The sequence below is a fragment of the Leifsonia sp. T36S-04 genome, assembly GCF_042465655.1.
Lineage (GTDB): Bacteria > Actinomycetota > Actinomycetes > Actinomycetales > Microbacteriaceae > Leifsonia.
In genome coordinates this window covers 1888899-1905757 of record NZ_CP146286.1, presented here as the reverse complement: position 1 = coordinate 1905757, position 16859 = coordinate 1888899, and the positions used below count along the sequence as shown (strand labels likewise).

Genomic DNA, 16859 nt, shown 5'->3' with positions numbered 1-16859 from the left:
TTGCGTCGTAGAGGTGTCGATATCCCTACGAACCGAGGAGACACCATGTCTGACGAGTATGTTCTGCTCATCCACGAGCCGAACTGGAACCCCGACGCGATGACAGCGGAGGACTGGCAGACCGGGATGGCAGGGCATCGGGTCTTCCAGGAGGCCGTCGCTGCGGCAGGCGAACGCATCGTCGCGAGCAGTGCGCTGCAGGCCGTGACCCAGGCGACGCGGATCACGCCGACGGCCGACGGCGACCACGTCTTCACCACCGGACCGTTCGGTGAGACCGACGAGGTCATCACCGGTTTCTACAGCTTCACCGCGTCCACCCCGGAACAGGCGCGCGAGCTGGCCGCCCTGTGCCCCACGCAGGGCTGGGTCGAGCTGTATCCGGTTCTGGTGCTGGACGCGGTGCGCTGAGTGACGCCGACCGCTCCGTCGGAGCGCACCCGCCTCGATCGCGCCTGGCGCGAGGAGGGCACGCGCATCCTCGGAGCCGTCGCACGCACGACGGGCGACCTCCTGCTCGCCGAAGACGCGGTGCAGGAGGCGTTCGCGCGCGCGGTCGAGGAGACCGCGCGCGGGCGGGCGCCCGACAACCCGGCCGCCTGGATCACCACCGTTGCGCGCCGGGTCGCGCTCGATTCGCTGCGGCGTGAGAGAAGCGCCGCGAGGGCGACGCCTGCCCTAGCGGCCGACATCGCGCGAGCCGAGCGTGCCATCGCCGACGATGCCGAGCGGGGGGAGGAGTCCGTGTTCACCGGCGACGAGCGACTGGAGCTCATCCTCCTGGTCGCGCATCCCTCGCTCACCGCGGAGGCCCGCGTCGAGTTGGCGCTGCGCTTCGTCTGCGGGTTGCCCACGGCTCGGATCGCCGAGGTGTTCCTGGTCTCCGAGCCCACGATGGCCGCGCGGATCACGCGCGCGAAGAAGCGCATCCACACGTCGGAGCTCCGGTTCGTCCTCGACGACCCCGCTACCGTCGCCGACCGGATGCCGGACGCCCTGACCACGATCTATCTGCTCTACACGATCGGGCACCGCACCGCGGACGCCGCCCTGCGACGGGACGCGATCGCCCTCGCCCGCGACGCTCACCGCACCGCGCCCGGTGACGAGAGCGCGGGACTGCTGGCGCTGCTGCTGCTCACCGAGGCCCGGCAGGCGACACGCCTCACCCCGGGCGACGAGTTCACCACGCTCCGCGAGGCCGATCGCACCCAGTGGGACTCGGCGTTGATCGCGGAGGGCGAGCGGCTGGCCGCGAGCGCGCTCGGCGGCGATGGGCGGTATGCCCTCCAGGCCGGGATCGCGGGCCTTCACGCGACCGCGCCGACCTGGGAGGCGACGGACTGGCCCGCGATCGTCCGGCTGTACGACGGACTGGTGCGGCAGTGGCCGAGTCCCTCCGCTCGGCTCGGTCGGCTGGTCGCCCTCGGCCACAGCCAGGACGCGGGTCCCGAGGTGGGGCTGGCCGGGCTCGACGCCGATCCTGGCCTCTTCCGGGAACCTCTCACAGCGCAGGCGCACGCCGCGCGAGCCGAACTCCTGCGCCTGGAAGGGCGGCCGCGCGAGGCGGCGTCGGCGCTCCGGGAGGCGATCGGCGCAGCGGGGGACGAGCGGACGGCGCGCTCTCTCGCGAGACTCCTGGCCGCTCTCGAGTGAGGGGTGGGCCGCCCTACGCGGTCGGCCCGGCGATCCGCTGCACCAGCGCGATCAGCTCGTCGACGTCCGTCTCGTCCCGCAGCACCGTGTTGGCCGCGGGCAGCAGGGCGGTGTTGTAGTACATCCCGTCGCCGATGAGCATGATCATGCGTGCGGCGAGTGGATCGCCGACAGCATCCTCGAGGACGTCGAACCAGGAGCGCTGCGCGTCGGCGAGCGCATCCCGCGCCCGGGGGTCGGCCGCCTGCGCGAGGCGCGCGACCGCGACGACGGCCCGCTCGAACCGCGAGTCGGTGGGGATGGAGGTGCGCAGGAAGTAGTCGACCGGGCCGGCCGGAGCCGTCCGCATCCGCTCGACGTCGTCGGCGACCAGGACCGAGAACCGCTCAAGCACGCCGCCGACCAGCGCCTCCTTCGAGGCGAAGTGGTAGAGCAGGCCGCCCTTGGACACGCCCGCACGTGCAGCCACCGCATCCAGGGTCGCCGCTCGCTCGCTCTGCTCCGCCAGCAGCTCCTCGAAGGCGTCCAGCACGCGATCGCGGGCGGAGCGGGAGGGAGCGGGGGAGTCACTCGGCATGAGCACATGCTAGTCGTGTCACATTGCTACTGTACCGTCCAGACGGTACAGTAGTCGTATGTCCGCCACCGCCCACGCCATCGCCCCCGCCGACCGTTCGTCGCGCGCGGGCGGCCGCGCGTGGGCCGCGCTGGCGGTCCTGATGCTCCCGACTCTGCTGGTCTCGGTCGACAACACGGTCCTGAGCTTCGCCCTGCCTTCCATCTCCGAGGCACTGAAACCCAGCGCGACCGGGATGCTGTGGATCGTCGACGTGTACCCGCTGGTGCTCGCCGGGCTGCTGGTCGCGATGGGCAGTCTGGGGGACCGGATCGGCCGCCGTCGACTGCTGCTGATCGGGGCCACGGGGTTCGCGGCGGTCTCGGCCGTGGCCGCCTTCGCACCGACGGCGGAGCTGCTGATCGCCGCCCGTGCCGCCCTCGGAGTGTTCGGGGCGATGCTGATGCCCGCGACGCTGTCGCTGCTGCGCAGCTCCTTCGCGGACCGCGAGCAGCGCCGCCTCGCGATCGCGATCTGGGCGTCCGGATTCGCGGCCGGTTCGGCGCTGGGCCCGATCGTCGGCGGTCTGCTGCTCGAGCACTTCCCGTGGGGGTCGGTGTTCCTGCTGGCGGTGCCCGTCCTCATCCCGCTGCTCGTGCTCGCCCCGCTACTGGTGCGCGAGTCCCGCGATCCGTCGCCGGGCCCGGTGGATGTGCCGGGCATCGCGCTCTCGCTGCTCACGATGGCGCCGATCGTCTACGGGATCAAGTCGCTCGCCGTCGACGGATTCTCCGCCGTTGCCGTTGCGGCGATCGCCGTCGGCCTCGGGGCGGGAGCGCTCTTCGTGCGGCGTCAGCTGCGCCGGCCGATCCCGATGCTCGACATGCGGCTGTTCGCGCGCCCCGCGTTCAGCGGCGCGATCGTCGTGAACCTCTTGAGCGTGATCTCGCTCGTCGGGTTCCTGTTCTTCGTGTCGCAGCACCTTCAGCTCGTGATCGGGCTGAGCCCTCTGCAGTCGGGACTGGTCCTGCTGCCGGGACTCGTGACGATGATCGTGGCGGGCCTGGTCGTCGTCCCGGTGGCCAGGCGGTTGCGGCCCGGTGTGGTGATCGCCGGCGGACTGACCCTGTCGGCGGCCGGCTACCTCCTCATCGCGCTCACCGGGGGAGACGCGCCCTGGAGCATCCTGCTCGCCGCCTTCGTCCTCCTCGGCGCCGGAATCGGCGCGGCAGAGACGGTCTCGAACGAGCTCGTCATCTCGACCGCTCCCGCGGCGAAGGCGGGCGCCGCCTCGGCGGTCTCTGAGACCGCGTACGAACTGGGAGCGGTGCTCGGCACGGCCACGCTGGGAACGCTCATCACGGCGTCGTACCGCGCCGCGCTCGTGGTTCCGCAGGGACTGACGTCGGCGCAAGCGCACGCTGCGTCCGAGACGCTCGGCGGTGCCGTCTCCGTAGCCGGTGGCCTTCCCGCACCGCTCGCGGGGGAGCTGCTGACCTCGGCGCGCGCCGCGTTCGACAGTGGAGTGGGCCTCACAGCGGTGATCGGCGTCGCGCTAGTCGCGACGGCCGCCGTTGTCGCGCTGGTGACGCTCCGTCGCGTCCGCGCCTGAGCGATCCGGGCCGAACCGTGACCGGCGGCGCGGCGATAGGGTTGCAGTACCGAATCCGCCGATCGACCAGCGCAGGAGTGCCATGTCCCGTTCCGTCAAGCTCGCCGTCATCCCGGGAGACGGGATCGGTCCGGAGGTCATCGCCGAGGCGGTCAAGGTTCTGGACTCGGCGACCGAGGGGAGCGGGCTGTCGTTCGAGAAGACGCACTTCTCGCTCGGAGCCGACCGCTACCTGGCGACCGGCGACGTGCTGACGGACGACGACCTGGCGGCCATCTCGGCCCACGACGCGATCCTGCTCGGTGCGGTCGGCGGCACGCCCGGCGACCCTCGGCTGGCCGGTGCGAACATCGAGCGCGGCCTGCTCCTGAAGCTGCGCTTCTCGCTCGATCACTACGTGAACCTGCGGCCGACGACGCTCTTCCCAGGCATCGCCAGCCCGCTCGCAAACCCTGGCGCTGTCGACTTCGTCGTGGTCCGGGAGGGCACCGAGGGCCCGTACGTCGGCAACGGGGGAGCCATCCGCCAGGGCACGCCGCACGAGATCGCCAACGAGGTCTCCGTGAACACGGCCTTCGGGGTCGAGCGCGTCGTCCGCTACGCCTTCGAGCAGGCGGCAGCTCGGCGCAAGAAGCTCACTCTCGTGCACAAGACTAACGTGCTCACCTTCGCGGGCGGACTGTGGAAGCGGATCGTGGATGCCGTGGCCGCCGAGCATCCCGACATCGCCGTCGACTACCTCCACGTCGACGCCGCGACCATCTTCCTGGTCACCGATCCTGCTAGATTCGACGTGATCGTCACGGACAACCTCTTCGGCGACATCCTCACCGACCTCGCGGCCGCGATCAGCGGCGGCATCGGGCTGGCGGCCTCCGGCAACATCAACCCGGCCGGAGCCTTCCCGAGCATGTTCGAGCCGGTTCACGGATCGGCCCCCGACATCGCCGGCCAGCAGAAGGCCGACCCCACCGCAGCGATCCTCTCGACCGCGCTCCTGCTCCGCCACCTCGGCGAGCCCGAGCTCGCCGGCCGGATCGAGTCCGCGGTGACCGCCGACCTCGCCGCCCGCACGGGCGCTGTGCGAACGACCGCCGAGATCGGCGACGCGATCGCAGCGCGTGTGGCGCAGAATTGATTCACCGTCGCGTAAAGGACCTGTCATGACTTCGACCAGCATCTCTCTCACCAGCGGACCCACCGAGACCTCGGGCCTGCTCTGGAACGTCTCCCGCAACGAAGCCGCTCGCGACGCCGCAGCGCGCGCCGAGATCCTCGCGGATCCCGGGTTCGGCAACTACTTCACCGACCACATGGTCGACATCTGCTGGTCGGCGAAGGGCGGCTGGCACCGTCCCCGCGTCTCGCCGTACGGACCCATCCAGCTGGAGCCGTCCGCCGCGGTGTTCCACTACGCGCAGGAGATCTTCGAGGGACTGAAGGCCTACCGTCACGAGGACGGGTCGATCTGGGGCTTCCGGCCCGAGGCGAACGCCGCGCGCATGCAGCGCTCGGCGTACCGGCTCGCGTTGCCGGAGCTTCCGGTCGAGCACTTCCTCGACTCGCTCAAGCAGCTCATCGCCGTGGACGGCGACTGGGTTCCGGATGCCGCAGAGACCAGCCTGTACCTCCGGCCGTTCATGTTCGCCAAGGAGGCGTTTCTCGGGGTCCGTCCCGCGAACAAGGTGGCGTACTACCTGATCGCCAGCCCGGCCGGTGCGTACTTCCCGAGCGGCGTGGCTCCTGTGTCGATCTGGCTCTCCGACCACTGGTCGCGGGCGGGCAAGGGCGGCACGGGCGCGGCGAAGACCGGCGGCAACTACGCCTCGAGCCTGCTTCCGCAAGCCGAGGCGTACGAGCACGGCTGCGCGCAGGTGCTGTTCCTGGACTCGGTCGAGGGGAAGTACATCGAGGAGCTCGGCGGGATGAACGTTGTGCTCGTCAAGAAGGACGGCACCCTGGTGACTCCGGAGTCCGACAGCATCCTGGAGGGCATCACGCTGGATTCGGTGCTGCAGCTGGCGCGGGACCGCGGGCACGCGGTGGAGCGCCGCAAGGTGACCATCGACGAGTGGCGCGACGGCGTCGAGAGCGGAGATGTGGTCGAGGTGTTCGCCTGCGGCACGGCCGCGGTGATCACCCCGATCGGCGAGCTGAAGTCGGACACCTTCACGGTCGGCGACATCACGGCGCCTCCCGGCGAGCTCACGATGTCGCTGCGCAAGGAGCTGACCGACATCCAGTACGGTCGCGAGCGCGACCGTCACAACTGGATGTACCGCCTCGACGCCTGATCGCGTTTCGCGCGGCGGCGTGGCTAGCATCGTGGCATGAGTGAGTTCGCGATCGTCGGTCCCGGTGCTGTCGGCGGGCTGCTGGCCTGGTTGTTGCATCGGCAGGGCCGCGAGGTCGTCGCCGTCGGGCGGCCTGCTACCGTCGCCGCGATCTCGCGCGACGGGATCGAGGTTCGCAGCGGGATGTTCGGCGACGGCGTCGAACGCGTGCGCGCCTCGACGGACGTGCCAGCAGGGGCGAGCGTGATCGTCGCCACCAAGGCGTACGGGCTGGAGGACGTGCTCCCCGGCATCGCGGCCGCGCGGCCCGCCGAGGTGATCTCGTTCCTCAACGGCATCGAGCACATGGGCCCGTTGAGGGAGGCCGTGCCCGGCATTCCCGTCGCGGGAGCATCCGTCGCGGTCTCCGCGCTGCGCGCATCCACCACCGTGATCGACCACCGCAGCCCGTTCGTCCGCATCGAGGCGCCGGAGGCGGCCGCCGGCTTCGCGTCGGTGCGGGCGCTGACGGACGCCGGCCCCAGCGTCCGGGTCGGGGGCAGCGAGGCGGAGGTCCTGTGGGCCAAGTTCCGGCTCCTCGCGTCGCTGGCGCTGCTCACGTCGTACTGGCGGCAACCCGCCGGGGCGGCGCTGAGCGAGGATCCGGAACTGACCGAGGCGGTGGTCTCCGAGGTCGTCGCGTGCTCGACCGCCGAGGGCGTCCCGGCCTCGGAGCTCGACCTGGTCCGCGCGCTCCGCAGCGTGCCCGGTGGGATGCGGACCTCGTTGCAGGAAGATCTGGCGGCCGGCGCACCCAGCGAGCTCGACGCGCTGGGCGGCGCGCTCATCCGGGTCGGAGAGCGTCACGGGATCCCGACTCCGGCCCTCGCGCGCATCCTCGCGGCGCTAGGCTCGAACGTGTGAAGATCGCACGATTCAGCCACACCCGCGACGGCGACAAGAGCCCGGTCATCGACTACGGCATCATCGACGAGGACGCCCTGGTCGTCCTGGCCGGCGACCCCCTGTTCGTCGGGTTCGAGACCACGGGGGAGCGCGTCCCGCTGTCGAAGGTCGGCTCGCTCCTCGCGCCGGTCATCCCACGTTCGAAGGTCGTCGCCGTGGGCAAGAACTACCGGGAGCACGCCGCCGAGATGGGCGGCGAGGCCCCCGGCGAGCCGCTGCTGTTCCTGAAGCCCAACACGTCCGTCATCGGACTCGGCGACGCGATCGTCGTCCCGCCGCAGTCCGAACGGGTCGACTACGAGGGCGAGCTCGCCGTCGTCATCGGCAGGATCGCCCGCAACGTCTCCGTCGAGGACGCCGCGGACCACATCTTCGGCTACACGGTCGCCAACGACGTCACCGCGCGCGACCTGCAGGAGAAGGACGGGCAGTGGACGCGCGCAAAGGGCTTCGACACCTTCTGCCCGCTGGGGCCCGTCATCGACACCGAGCTCGCCCCCGGTGCCATGCTGCGCACCCGTCTGAACGGCGAGCTCATGCAGGAGGCGCCGATCTCCGACATGGTCCACGACATCCCGTCGATCATCGCGTACGCATCGAGTGTCTTCACGCTGCTGCCGGGGGATGTCATCCTCACCGGAACGCCGTCCGGAATCGGGCCGATGAAGCCCGGTGACACGGTCGAGGTGGAGGTCGAGGGCGTCGGTTCGCTCGTCAATCCGGTGCGCGCCCCGAAGTAGGCCTCCCGGTAGGATCGAAGGCGTATGTCTGACTCCACTGCTCACCCGTTCTCCGAGGCCACCGGCGCCGCTGTGCGCGTGCGCTTCTGTCCGTCCCCGACCGGCACGCCCCACGTGGGCCTCATCCGCACGGCGCTGTTCAACTGGGCGTACGCCCGGCACACCGGCGGCAAGCTGATCTTCCGCATCGAAGACACCGACGCAGCGCGCGACAGCGAGGAGAGCTACCAGTTGATCCTGGAGGCGCTGCGCTGGCTGCGCCTCGACTGGGACGAGGGGATCGACGTCGGCGGTCCGGACGGGCCGTACCGGCAGTCGCAGCGGTACGACATCTACCGCGACCTCATCGCGAAACTGCGCGAGTCCGGCCACATCTACGAGAGCTTCGCGACCGGCGAGGAGATCGAGGCGCGCAACATCGCGCTCGGGCGCGACCCGAAGCTCGGTTACGACAACTTCGAGCGCGACCTGACCGAGGAGCAGAAGGCGGCCTACCGGGCCGAGGGCCGCGAGCCCGCCCTGCGGTTGCGGGTTCCGGACGACGACCTCAGCTTCGACGACCTGGTGCGCGGCGAGATCACCTTCAAGGCCGGTTCGTTCAGCGACTTCGTCGTCGTGCGGCCCAACGGCCACCCGCTGTACACGTTCGTGAACCCGGTGGACGACGCGCTCATGGGCATCACGCACGTCCTGCGCGGTGAGGACCTCCTGTCGTCCACCCCGCGCCAGATCGCGCTGTACCACGCACTCATCGATGCTGGGGTGACCACCTTCGTTCCGCGCTTCGGGCACCTCCCGTACGTGATGGGGGAGGGCAACAAGAAGCTCTCGAAGCGCGACCCCGAGTCGAACCTGTTCCACCACCGCGACCGGGGCTTCATCCCCGAGGGCCTGGTGAACTACCTGGCGCTGCTGGGCTGGTCGCTCACGCACGACCGCGACGTCTTCTCGCTGCAGGAGATGGTGGCCGCGTTCGACGTCAAGGACGTCAACCCGAACCCGGCCCGCTTCGACCTGAAGAAGGCGGAGTCGATCAACGGCGACCACATCCGGCTGCTCGACGTCGCCGACTTCACCGAGCGCACCATCCCGTACCTGGCTGCGGCCGGTGTGGTGGAGGAGCCCCTGACTCCGGCGCAGCACGAGGTGCTGGCGAAGGCCGCTCCGCTGGTGCAGGAGCGCGTGCAGCTTCTCGGCGAGACGCCCGGAATGCTCGGCTTCCTCTTCACGGACGCCGCCTCGCTGGTCATCGAGGACGACGCGCGCGCCTCGCTGCCCGACAACGCCGGCGAGGTGCTCGCCGCATCCCTCGGCGCACTGGAGCTCGTGCCCGAGGCGGAGTGGACCCACGACGTGCTGGAGTCGGCGCTGCGCGATGCGCTGGTCGAGGGCCTTGGGCTCAAGCCGCGGGTCGCCTTCGGCCCGCTGCGCGTGGCCGTCTCGGGTCGCCGGGTGTCGCCTCCGCTGTTCGAGTCGATGGAGATCCTCGGCAAGGCCGAGACCATCGCGCGCGTCGACCGGTTGTCCGCGGCACTGGCATAGCGGTGACTGCGGAGGCTGCTGTTTCCGGCGACACGCCGGGTGAGACGTACGACGTCGTCGTGGTCGGCGGGGGACCGGCGGGGCTGTCGGCCGCGCTGAATCTCGCGCGGGCCCGGCGGCGCGTCCTGGTCGTCGACGGCAACCGTCCGCGGCATGCCGCGACCCTGCTGGCGCACGGCTTCCTCACCCGCGACGGGGTCTCTCCACTGGAGCTGCGCCGGATGGGACGCGAGGAGGTCGACGCCTACGAGAATGCGTCGGTCGTCTTCGCGCAGGTCGGTGCCATCGAGCGCGAGGGCGACGGCTTCCGCGTCAGCGGGCGCGGTGTGCGCGGCGGAGCGGATGTGGACGCCCGCGCGGACACCGTGGTGATCGCGACCGGCGTGACGGAGGCGATGCCGTCCATCCCGAGCCTCCGCGCCTACTACGGCACGCACCTGCACAGCTGCATCGAGTGCGACGGCTACGAGTCCTCCGGGCAGCCCCTCGCGCTCATCGGGGAGACGCCCGACCTTGCGGAGCGCGCGCTGCTGCTCACCCAGTGGACGGACGACCTGATCGTCTTCACCAACGGCGCCGACACGGTGGATGCGGACGAAGAGGGGATGCTCGCACGGCTGGGTGTCAGCGTCGAGCGACGCCCGATCGACGATGTCATCGGCGAGAAGAGTGTCATGACCGGCATCCGCCTCGGCGACGGCACGGTCGTCGCGCGCACCGGCGGGTTCCTGCGCCCGGTGTGGACGCCCGCGCTGGCGTTCGCAGAGAGCCTAGGCCTCGACACCGACGCGGAGGGATACCTGCTGACCGACTCCCACGGGCGCACTTCGGTGCCCGGAGTGTATGCGGCAGGCGAGACGACGGCCCCCGGTCCGCAGCAGCTGATCGTCGCGGCCGGCTCCGGTGCGGTGGTGGCAGCCGCGGTCAACCGCGACCTGATCGGCTTGTCCTTGGACGGCTCCGCCGTTTTGTAGTCCGGCCTTCGGGTAGGCTAGAGTTGGTTCTCGTGCCCGGGCCGCGGTCCGGAGCAGTGGGGTATGGTGTAATTGGCAACACGGCGGTTTCTGGTACCGTTGTTCTTGGTTCGAGTCCAGGTACCCCAGCAATGATTCAAGCATCAGAAGGCCCGGTTTTCCGGGCCTTTTTTGTTGCCCCCGATTTCAACTGAGGAGCCCGGTCGCCACGTGCTCGGCGATCATGATCGTGGGGATGTTGGTGTTCGCAGACACCGGCTCGGGGAGGATCGACGCGTCGACGACAGAGAGTCCCGACACTCCATGCACCCGTGCCGAAGTGTCGACAACAGCGCCCGCCACGGGGTCGGCGCCCATCGCGCAGGTGCCCACCGGATGGTGGTAAGTCGTCGCCGTGGCCCTGATCCAGGCTCGGACGGCGTCGGGGTCAGCGATGGTCTCCGGTTGCGGGGCGAGCCGGATGCCGCCCGTTATCCCGGTCAGCTCCGGTCGGTTCGCGACGGCATCCGCCACGTGGACGCCCTCGATCAGTCGATCGATGTCCGTCTCGTCGCGGAAGTATCCGAGGTCGATCTGAGGAGCGCCTGCGGGGTCGAGCGTTCGTAGCGTCACCTCGCCCCGGGAGCGGGGCTTCAGGAGGGCGGCGGCCACGAGGCATTGGTACCCGTCGCCGAGGCGATAGGGCCCACACACCATGAGCTGCAGGTCGGGCGGTCCGGCGGCGGAACTCCGACTGCTCCGCAGGGTTGCCACGAGCTGAAAGATCGCCGGGTCGCCACGCGGGGGTGAGCACGGCAGGTCGATCCAGACCCAGGGGTGGTCAGCCAGGTTAGCGCCGACACCCGGCAGGTCCGCGGTGACGGATCGGCCCAAGGCGGCGACGTCGGCGGCTGGACCGATGCCGGAGCGGATGAGCAGCCCGGGGGAGTGATAGCTGCCGGCGCAGATGATCACCTCGTCGGCGGAGATGACCTCGCCGTCGGAGGATCGAACCCCCGTTGTCCGCCCGTGGTCGACGACGACCTCGGCGATCGTGCAGTTCGCGCGGACCGTCAGATTGGGGCGACCTCTGATGGGATCCAGGTAGGCGAGTGCGGTGCTGACACGCACGCCATCCACACAGTTGACCGGCAGGGCGGAGACGCCGACCGCGCCGGGCGCGTTGTGGTCCCGAATCCGTGGGATTCCCGTCCCCGCAATGGCGGCCTCCATCGCGAGCGTGAGTTCCGACTGCTCGCCCTCGCTGTAGCGGCGGATCGGGATCGGGCCATCCGTACCGTGGTACGGCGCCACCCCGAAGTCCAGGTCGTTCTCAAGGCGCTGGAATGCGGGCAGCACATCGGCGAACGACCAGCCCGGCAATCCCCAACCGTCGTAGTCGGCCGGGTGCCCGCGCAGAGCGAAAGTTGCGTTGATAGCTGACGAACCGCCGGTCACCCGTCCCTGCGGGAGATCCAGCACAGGACCCCCGGCGACACCCCTGCCCTTCAGCCCCCAGTCGTGCGAGGCCGTGCTGGTGCCATGGATACCGTCCGCGAGGTCCGCTGGCAGCCGATTCACCGGGTAGTCCGGCCCCGCCTCGATCAGCGCAACCTCGCGGTCCGCATTCTCACTCAGCCGCGAGGCAAGCACGCAGCCCGCACTGCCAGCACCTACGACGACGACGTCGTACCCGCTCTTCATCCGGGTCTCCCTCCGGTGCTGAGCCTAGACACCGGGTGAAAGGGCGACAACCCATGAATCCTGATCGCTCGGCATCCTCACCATCGACGTCGTTCCGGGTCTAGGGTGCGGTCATGGTTGAACATGGAAAAGGGCACCCGGACAGGCTGCCGAGGGGCGAGGAACCGATCGCGGAAGTGGCAGCCGATCGATTGGACGAGGACGGCCGCCATGCCGGTCGGCTGATTCTCACACCGGACAGAATCTACTTCTTCGACGACGAGCACCACAGCGGCGGCCACGACGACGTCATCGACCACGACCGCTTCCAGGGCGCCGAGGTGACAGGCGACGACACCGTCGGAACGCTGGCGCTCACCTGGAGCGATCAGGGCAAGGTTTACGAGGGCGACACGGTCGCACTCAGGGCCTTCAAGGTGGCGATCGACGACCAGCTGAACCCATAGCCGAGGTGACTGCGAAGACCGCGACTCAGGATCCGATTCGCACCATCCTCCTGCCGGGGATCGGCGGCTCGGACGAACGCCACTGGCAGACGTTGTGGGAGCGCGGTCGGTCAGACATCCGCCGCATCGCCCCGGCCTCCTGGGACGCGCCGGACTTCGCCGACTGGTCCGACGCGCTCGACCGAGCCGCGGGCGACAGGCCATCGCTCCTCGTGGCCCACAGCCTCGGTTGCTTGCTCGCCGTGCGTTGGGCGCACCGCAATCCTCAGCGGGTGGCCGGACTGTTCCTGGTCGCGGCGCCCGATCCCGCGGCGGAGGTCTTCCCGGCACAGGCGGAATCGTTCGCAGCAGGCCTGGACGTCCGGCTCGAACGGCCCGGGTTGCTCGTCACTAGTGACGACGACCCGTACTGCTCGCCCCGGCAGTCGGCGGTCTTCGCCGAGACATGGCGCATCCCCCGAGTGTCGGTGGGGCCGCACGGTCATCTGAATTCGGCGAGCGTGCTGGGCGACTGGGGGGAAGGCCGGAATCTGCTGACGGCCTTCACCGCAGGGTTGGGCGTGGGCACCCCTCCGTAGACCCGGCTCTACCCTTCCCGGCGCCGGCCACCGATGCGCCGGCCTTGTCGCAGCCGGGCATGTGCGGGATCCGGACGGCAACCGGTTCGGGGTCGTCGCGCGGAGCTGACGCCTCAGCCCGCGGGGCGTGCTCACCTCGTCGCCTGCCCGAAGACGCCTTCTTGCCCTGGCTGGAACGATAGGTCTATGGTCTGGGCCATCGGGGGAAGGCAGGGTCTTCATGTCTGCGCACGGTCGGCTGAACTCATGACGGGCGCCGGATCACAACAGTCCGGTCCCAAGCGCCGCCGCGGCGGTGCGCTCCTTCGGGTGACTGCGGCGATCACCGCGGCACTTCTCGCCGCCGCTTCCGCGGTCGCGGGAGCAGGTGCTGCCACCGCGGCGCCCGGCAGCCCCGGCGTGCCGCAGGCACCTGCGACGGCGGTCTACGCCGAAGACTTCCAGAATGCGGCGGCGACCAACGGCATCCGCATCGGTCAGTACACCGGTGGAGCCGCCGCGAACGCCTCCACGTACGTCACCAGCCCGAACTGGGCGCCCGTCGCCGACCAGTGCAACGGATGGATCCTGCGCTCCAACACCCCGCGCAACACCGCAGTCACCAGCGTCGATTCCGGATGCGACGCGACCGCGTGGTCCTTCCTGCAGGGCATGGCGACCGCGATCGGCCTGTACCGGGGCGAGGCGGTGGCGACCGCGCAGCAGAACCAGATCCTCTCCGAGTACACCAACGGTGGATCGGCCCCCGGGCCCGGAGTCGAGTTCCAGACCGCCAAGCCGATCACGGGGACGATCGTGCCGGGCCACTTCTATCAGATCAGCGCGATCTACGGAGCGGCCAACTGCGTCTCCGAAGGGCCGGGCCTGAACCGGCAGGATCCGTCGCTGTCGTTCAACCTCATCCAGAACCAGACCGGCTCCGGTCCCGCGCCGGGGACCGGCGGCGGCACCGTGTCGACCCTCACCAGCGGTCTCAATCCGTGCACGGACCCGGCCGCGCAGGTCATCACCACCGCCGGGCACACGTACCACATCGCACGGCTGAACTCCGCCGGTTTCCGCATGCCCGCCGGCGTGACCACGCTCGGTATCCAGCTGTTCAACGCAGCAGGCTCGTTCCGGGGAAACGACTCCGGATTCGATGACCCGCAGATCGTCGACGCGACGCCTCAACTCGACAAGGTGTTCAGCCCGACCACGCTCGCCGCCGGGCAGAGCACGACGCTGACCTTCACTGTCACAAACACGGACGAACTCGCCGCGAAGAACGGCTGGTCGTTCACCGACACGTTGCCCGCCGGTCTCACGTTCTCCGGGGCCGCGACCACCGACTGCCCGGCCGGAGTCGCGACGCTGAACGGCACCCAGATCAGCGGGAGCGGCAATCTCGACGCGGGCACCGTCTCCTGCACCTTCACCGTCCCGGTCACGTCTGCCGTCGCAGCAAGCTACACCAACGGGCCCTCGAATATCGGACCGATCGATGGACTGCTCCAACCGGGGGACAGCACGGTCGTCTTCAACGAACCGGACGCTCCGGCGATCACCCTGGTGAAGTCCGCCAGCCTCACCGACCCGTCCCAGTACGTCGTCGGCGCTCCTGTCACGTACTCCTTCTTCGTCGCGAACACCGGGAACGTGCCGTTGAGTGCCGTCACCGTGACGGAGACCGCGTTCTCCGGGACGGGGACGCCGCCCACCGTCAGCTGTCCGACCACGGTCATCCCCGTCAACGAGTCCACGACGTGCACAGGCACGTACACGATCACCCAGGCAGATGTCGACGCCGGCCAGGTCACCAATACCGCCTCCGTGACCGGCAACCCGCCGACCGGGCCACCCGTGACCGACACGTCGGACGCCGTCGTCTCGGGTACCCCCTCACCCGCGCTCGACCTGGTGAAGACCGCCGACGCGAGCGGGGTGCAGGTGCCCGCCCGGGCCGGCGATCCGATCCGCTATCGATTCACCGTCACCAATACCGGGAACGTGTCACTTCAGAATGTGACCGTCGCGGACCCCCGGCCCGGACTGAGCCCGCTCGTCTACACCTGGCCGGGAGTCCCCGGCGTTCTCGAACCGCAGCAATCCGCCACCGCGACGGCGACCTACGCGGTGACGCAAGCCGACCTCGACGCGGGCACCGTCGCGAATACCGCGACCGCGAACGGCACGACGACCGGCGGCACACCTGTGCCCTCGGAACCCGCCTCCACGAAGGTTCCGCTCACCCCCGCGCCGGGGCTGACGCTGGCCAAGACGGCCGCAGCCGCCTTCGCGACCCCGCCGGTCGCCGGTGATCCCATCACCTACACAGTCACTATCACCAACAGCGGAAACGTGACGCTGCACGCGGTGAACGTCGCCGATCTCCTCCCTGGCCTGTCCACGATCAGCTATACGTGGCCCGCGGCCGCGGGCGTGCTCGCGCCAACCGAGCAGGCCACCGGCACCGCCAGCTACCCCATCACTCAGAGCGATATCGACGCCGGACACGTCGCCAACACCGCGATCGCCCACGGTGCGACGCCCGACGACGCAGACACGCCGTCGAACGAGGCGGACACGGACACACCGATCGCAGTGGCGCCCGCGCTCGCGCTGACCAAGAGTGCCGATGCCTCCGGAATCCAGAACCCGACCGTGGTCGGCGACCCGATCGTCTACCGTTTCACCGTCACCAACACCGGTGACACGACCCTCACGGGCGTCGCCATCACCGACGCCCTCGCCGGTCTCGGCGCCCTCGGTTACACCTGGCCCGGACCGGATGGCGTCCTCCAGCCGGGCCAGTCGGCCGGAGCCACCGCTACGTACGTGGTCTCCCAGACCGACATCAACGCCGGGCAGGTGACCAATACGGCCACCGCCTCCGGTACCGCACCGGACGACAGCACGGTGAACACCCCACCGGTGTCGATCATCACACCGCTGGGTCCCGTCGCCGCGCTCAGCCTCGTGAAGTCCGCGAGTCCGAGCGACGCCGCAAGCTTCACCGTCGGGCGGCCGATAACGTACTCCTTCGTGATCACCAACACAGGGAATGTTCCGGTCAGCGACCTCGCCGTCATGGAGACCGCGTTCTCCGGTTCGGGCATCGCACCGGTGGCGACATGCCCGCCCGGAACGCTCGCCCCCGGAGACCAGGCCACCTGCACGGCCCCCTACACGCTGACGCAGGCGGACATCGACGCAGGCCAGCTCGCCAACACCGCGACCGCATCCGGCACGGATCCCGCTGCTGCGACCGTCACCTCCAACGACTCCTCCACGTTGATCCCAGCCGCTCCCGCTCCGGCGCTCACGCTCGCAAAGACGGCGAGCATCGCTCAGGTCGCCTCCGCCGGCCAGGTGGTCACCTACACCTACACGATCACCAACGTCGGCAGCACCACTCTCACGGCCGCGGCCATCACCGAAACGACCTTCACCGGCTCCGGGACCGCGCCGGCGCCCACCTGCCCGCCGGCGGCGGCGGCCCTCCTACCCGGTGCTGCCGTCGACTGCACCGCCGACTACACGGTCACTGCCGCGGACCTCACGGGCCGGCCCCTCCTGAACACGGCAACCGCCGCAGCGACCGCACCCGGGAACATCACCGTCACCTCCGACCCGGCGACGGCCTCCGTGGCCACTGTCGTCCCCGCGCCGCCCACGCCGACGCCGACGCCTCCCGCGCCTCCCGCCCCGGACACCGGCTCGGCGGGAAGCCCTCTGGCGAGCACGGGATCCGTCGTCGGCTTCGGCGCGGTCGGAGTCGCGCTCGCGCTGATGGTGGCGGGAACGATCCTGCTCAGCCGTCACCGCCGACGCCGGACCTGAGCGGAGCTGCT

At 70.0% G+C, this 16859-nt stretch carries 14 protein-coding genes and 1 tRNA gene; 13 read left to right on the top strand and 2 right to left on the bottom strand.

The annotated features are described in order from the left end of the window. Window positions 1-45: 45 nt before the first annotated feature. Both P3F85_RS09260 and P3F85_RS09255 read left to right on the top strand, forming a co-directional pair. Window positions 46-411 carry a YciI family protein gene (locus P3F85_RS09260; RefSeq protein ID WP_374006941.1) on the top strand — a complete coding sequence of 122 codons (366 nt, stop codon included), beginning with the start codon at window positions 46-48 and terminating at the stop codon, window positions 409-411. Beyond that, complete coding sequence (locus P3F85_RS09255) at window positions 412-1656, top strand: RNA polymerase sigma factor (protein WP_374006940.1); 1245 nt, start codon at window positions 412-414, stop codon at window positions 1654-1656. Between the two features lie 13 nt (window positions 1657-1669). Here P3F85_RS09255 and P3F85_RS09250 read toward each other — a convergent pair whose 3' ends face one another. Then, window positions 1670-2233, bottom strand: a complete 564-nt coding sequence (locus tag P3F85_RS09250) for a TetR/AcrR family transcriptional regulator (RefSeq protein WP_374006938.1) — start codon at window positions 2231-2233, stop codon at window positions 1670-1672. A gap of 58 nt (window positions 2234-2291) precedes the next feature. On the opposite strand from P3F85_RS09250, the gene P3F85_RS09245 reads away from it, so the two are divergent. From P3F85_RS09245 to P3F85_RS09210, 8 genes are all read left to right on the top strand, one after another. Beyond that, window positions 2292-3824, top strand: coding sequence for an MFS transporter (locus P3F85_RS09245; RefSeq protein ID WP_374006937.1), 1533 nt, complete (start codon window positions 2292-2294; stop codon window positions 3822-3824). Between the two features lie 82 nt (window positions 3825-3906). Next, the gene (locus P3F85_RS09240; RefSeq protein WP_374006936.1) at window positions 3907-4962 is read left to right on the top strand and encodes a 3-isopropylmalate dehydrogenase; all 1056 of its coding nucleotides are present in this window, start codon (window positions 3907-3909) and stop codon (window positions 4960-4962) included. 25 nt (window positions 4963-4987) lie between these two features. Beyond that, window positions 4988-6118 (top strand): branched-chain amino acid aminotransferase, encoded by a 1131-nt coding sequence (locus P3F85_RS09235; protein WP_374006934.1) that lies wholly within the window; start codon window positions 4988-4990, stop codon window positions 6116-6118. Window positions 6119-6154: 36 nt separating this feature from the next. Next, a complete protein-coding gene (locus tag P3F85_RS09230; protein ID WP_374006933.1) occupies window positions 6155-7021 on the top strand; it encodes a ketopantoate reductase family protein in 867 nt (288 codons plus the stop codon). Further along, on the top strand, window positions 7018-7803 hold the full coding sequence (locus P3F85_RS09225; RefSeq protein ID WP_374006932.1) for a fumarylacetoacetate hydrolase family protein: 786 nt from the start codon (window positions 7018-7020) through the stop codon (window positions 7801-7803). Before P3F85_RS09230 ends, P3F85_RS09225 begins: the two co-directional genes overlap by 4 nt. A 24-nt stretch (window positions 7804-7827) precedes the next feature. Continuing rightward, the gene (gene gltX, locus P3F85_RS09220) at window positions 7828-9345 is read left to right on the top strand and encodes a glutamate--tRNA ligase (RefSeq protein ID WP_374006931.1); all 1518 of its coding nucleotides are present in this window, start codon (window positions 7828-7830) and stop codon (window positions 9343-9345) included. A gap of 2 nt (window positions 9346-9347) precedes the next feature. After that, a complete protein-coding gene (locus P3F85_RS09215; RefSeq protein ID WP_374006929.1) occupies window positions 9348-10319 on the top strand; it encodes an NAD(P)/FAD-dependent oxidoreductase in 972 nt (323 codons plus the stop codon). A 57-nt stretch (window positions 10320-10376) separates the two neighbouring features. Next, window positions 10377-10448 (top strand) — tRNA-Gln (locus tag P3F85_RS09210). A gap of 57 nt (window positions 10449-10505) precedes the next feature. Here the strand turns inward: P3F85_RS09210 and P3F85_RS09205 are convergent. After that, window positions 10506-12002, bottom strand: a complete 1497-nt coding sequence (locus P3F85_RS09205) for a GMC family oxidoreductase (protein ID WP_374006928.1) — start codon at window positions 12000-12002, stop codon at window positions 10506-10508. A 113-nt stretch (window positions 12003-12115) separates the two neighbouring features. On the opposite strand from P3F85_RS09205, the gene P3F85_RS09200 reads away from it, so the two are divergent. From P3F85_RS09200 to P3F85_RS09190, 3 genes are all read left to right on the top strand, one after another. After that, a complete protein-coding gene (locus P3F85_RS09200; RefSeq protein ID WP_374006926.1) occupies window positions 12116-12448 on the top strand; it encodes a hypothetical protein in 333 nt (110 codons plus the stop codon). Between the two features lie 5 nt (window positions 12449-12453). Continuing rightward, on the top strand, window positions 12454-13026 hold the full coding sequence (locus tag P3F85_RS09195; protein ID WP_374006924.1) for an RBBP9/YdeN family alpha/beta hydrolase: 573 nt from the start codon (window positions 12454-12456) through the stop codon (window positions 13024-13026). Between the two features lie 246 nt (window positions 13027-13272). Next, window positions 13273-16848, top strand: coding sequence for a hypothetical protein (locus tag P3F85_RS09190; RefSeq protein WP_374006923.1), 3576 nt, complete (start codon window positions 13273-13275; stop codon window positions 16846-16848). Window positions 16849-16859 lie beyond the last annotated feature (11 nt).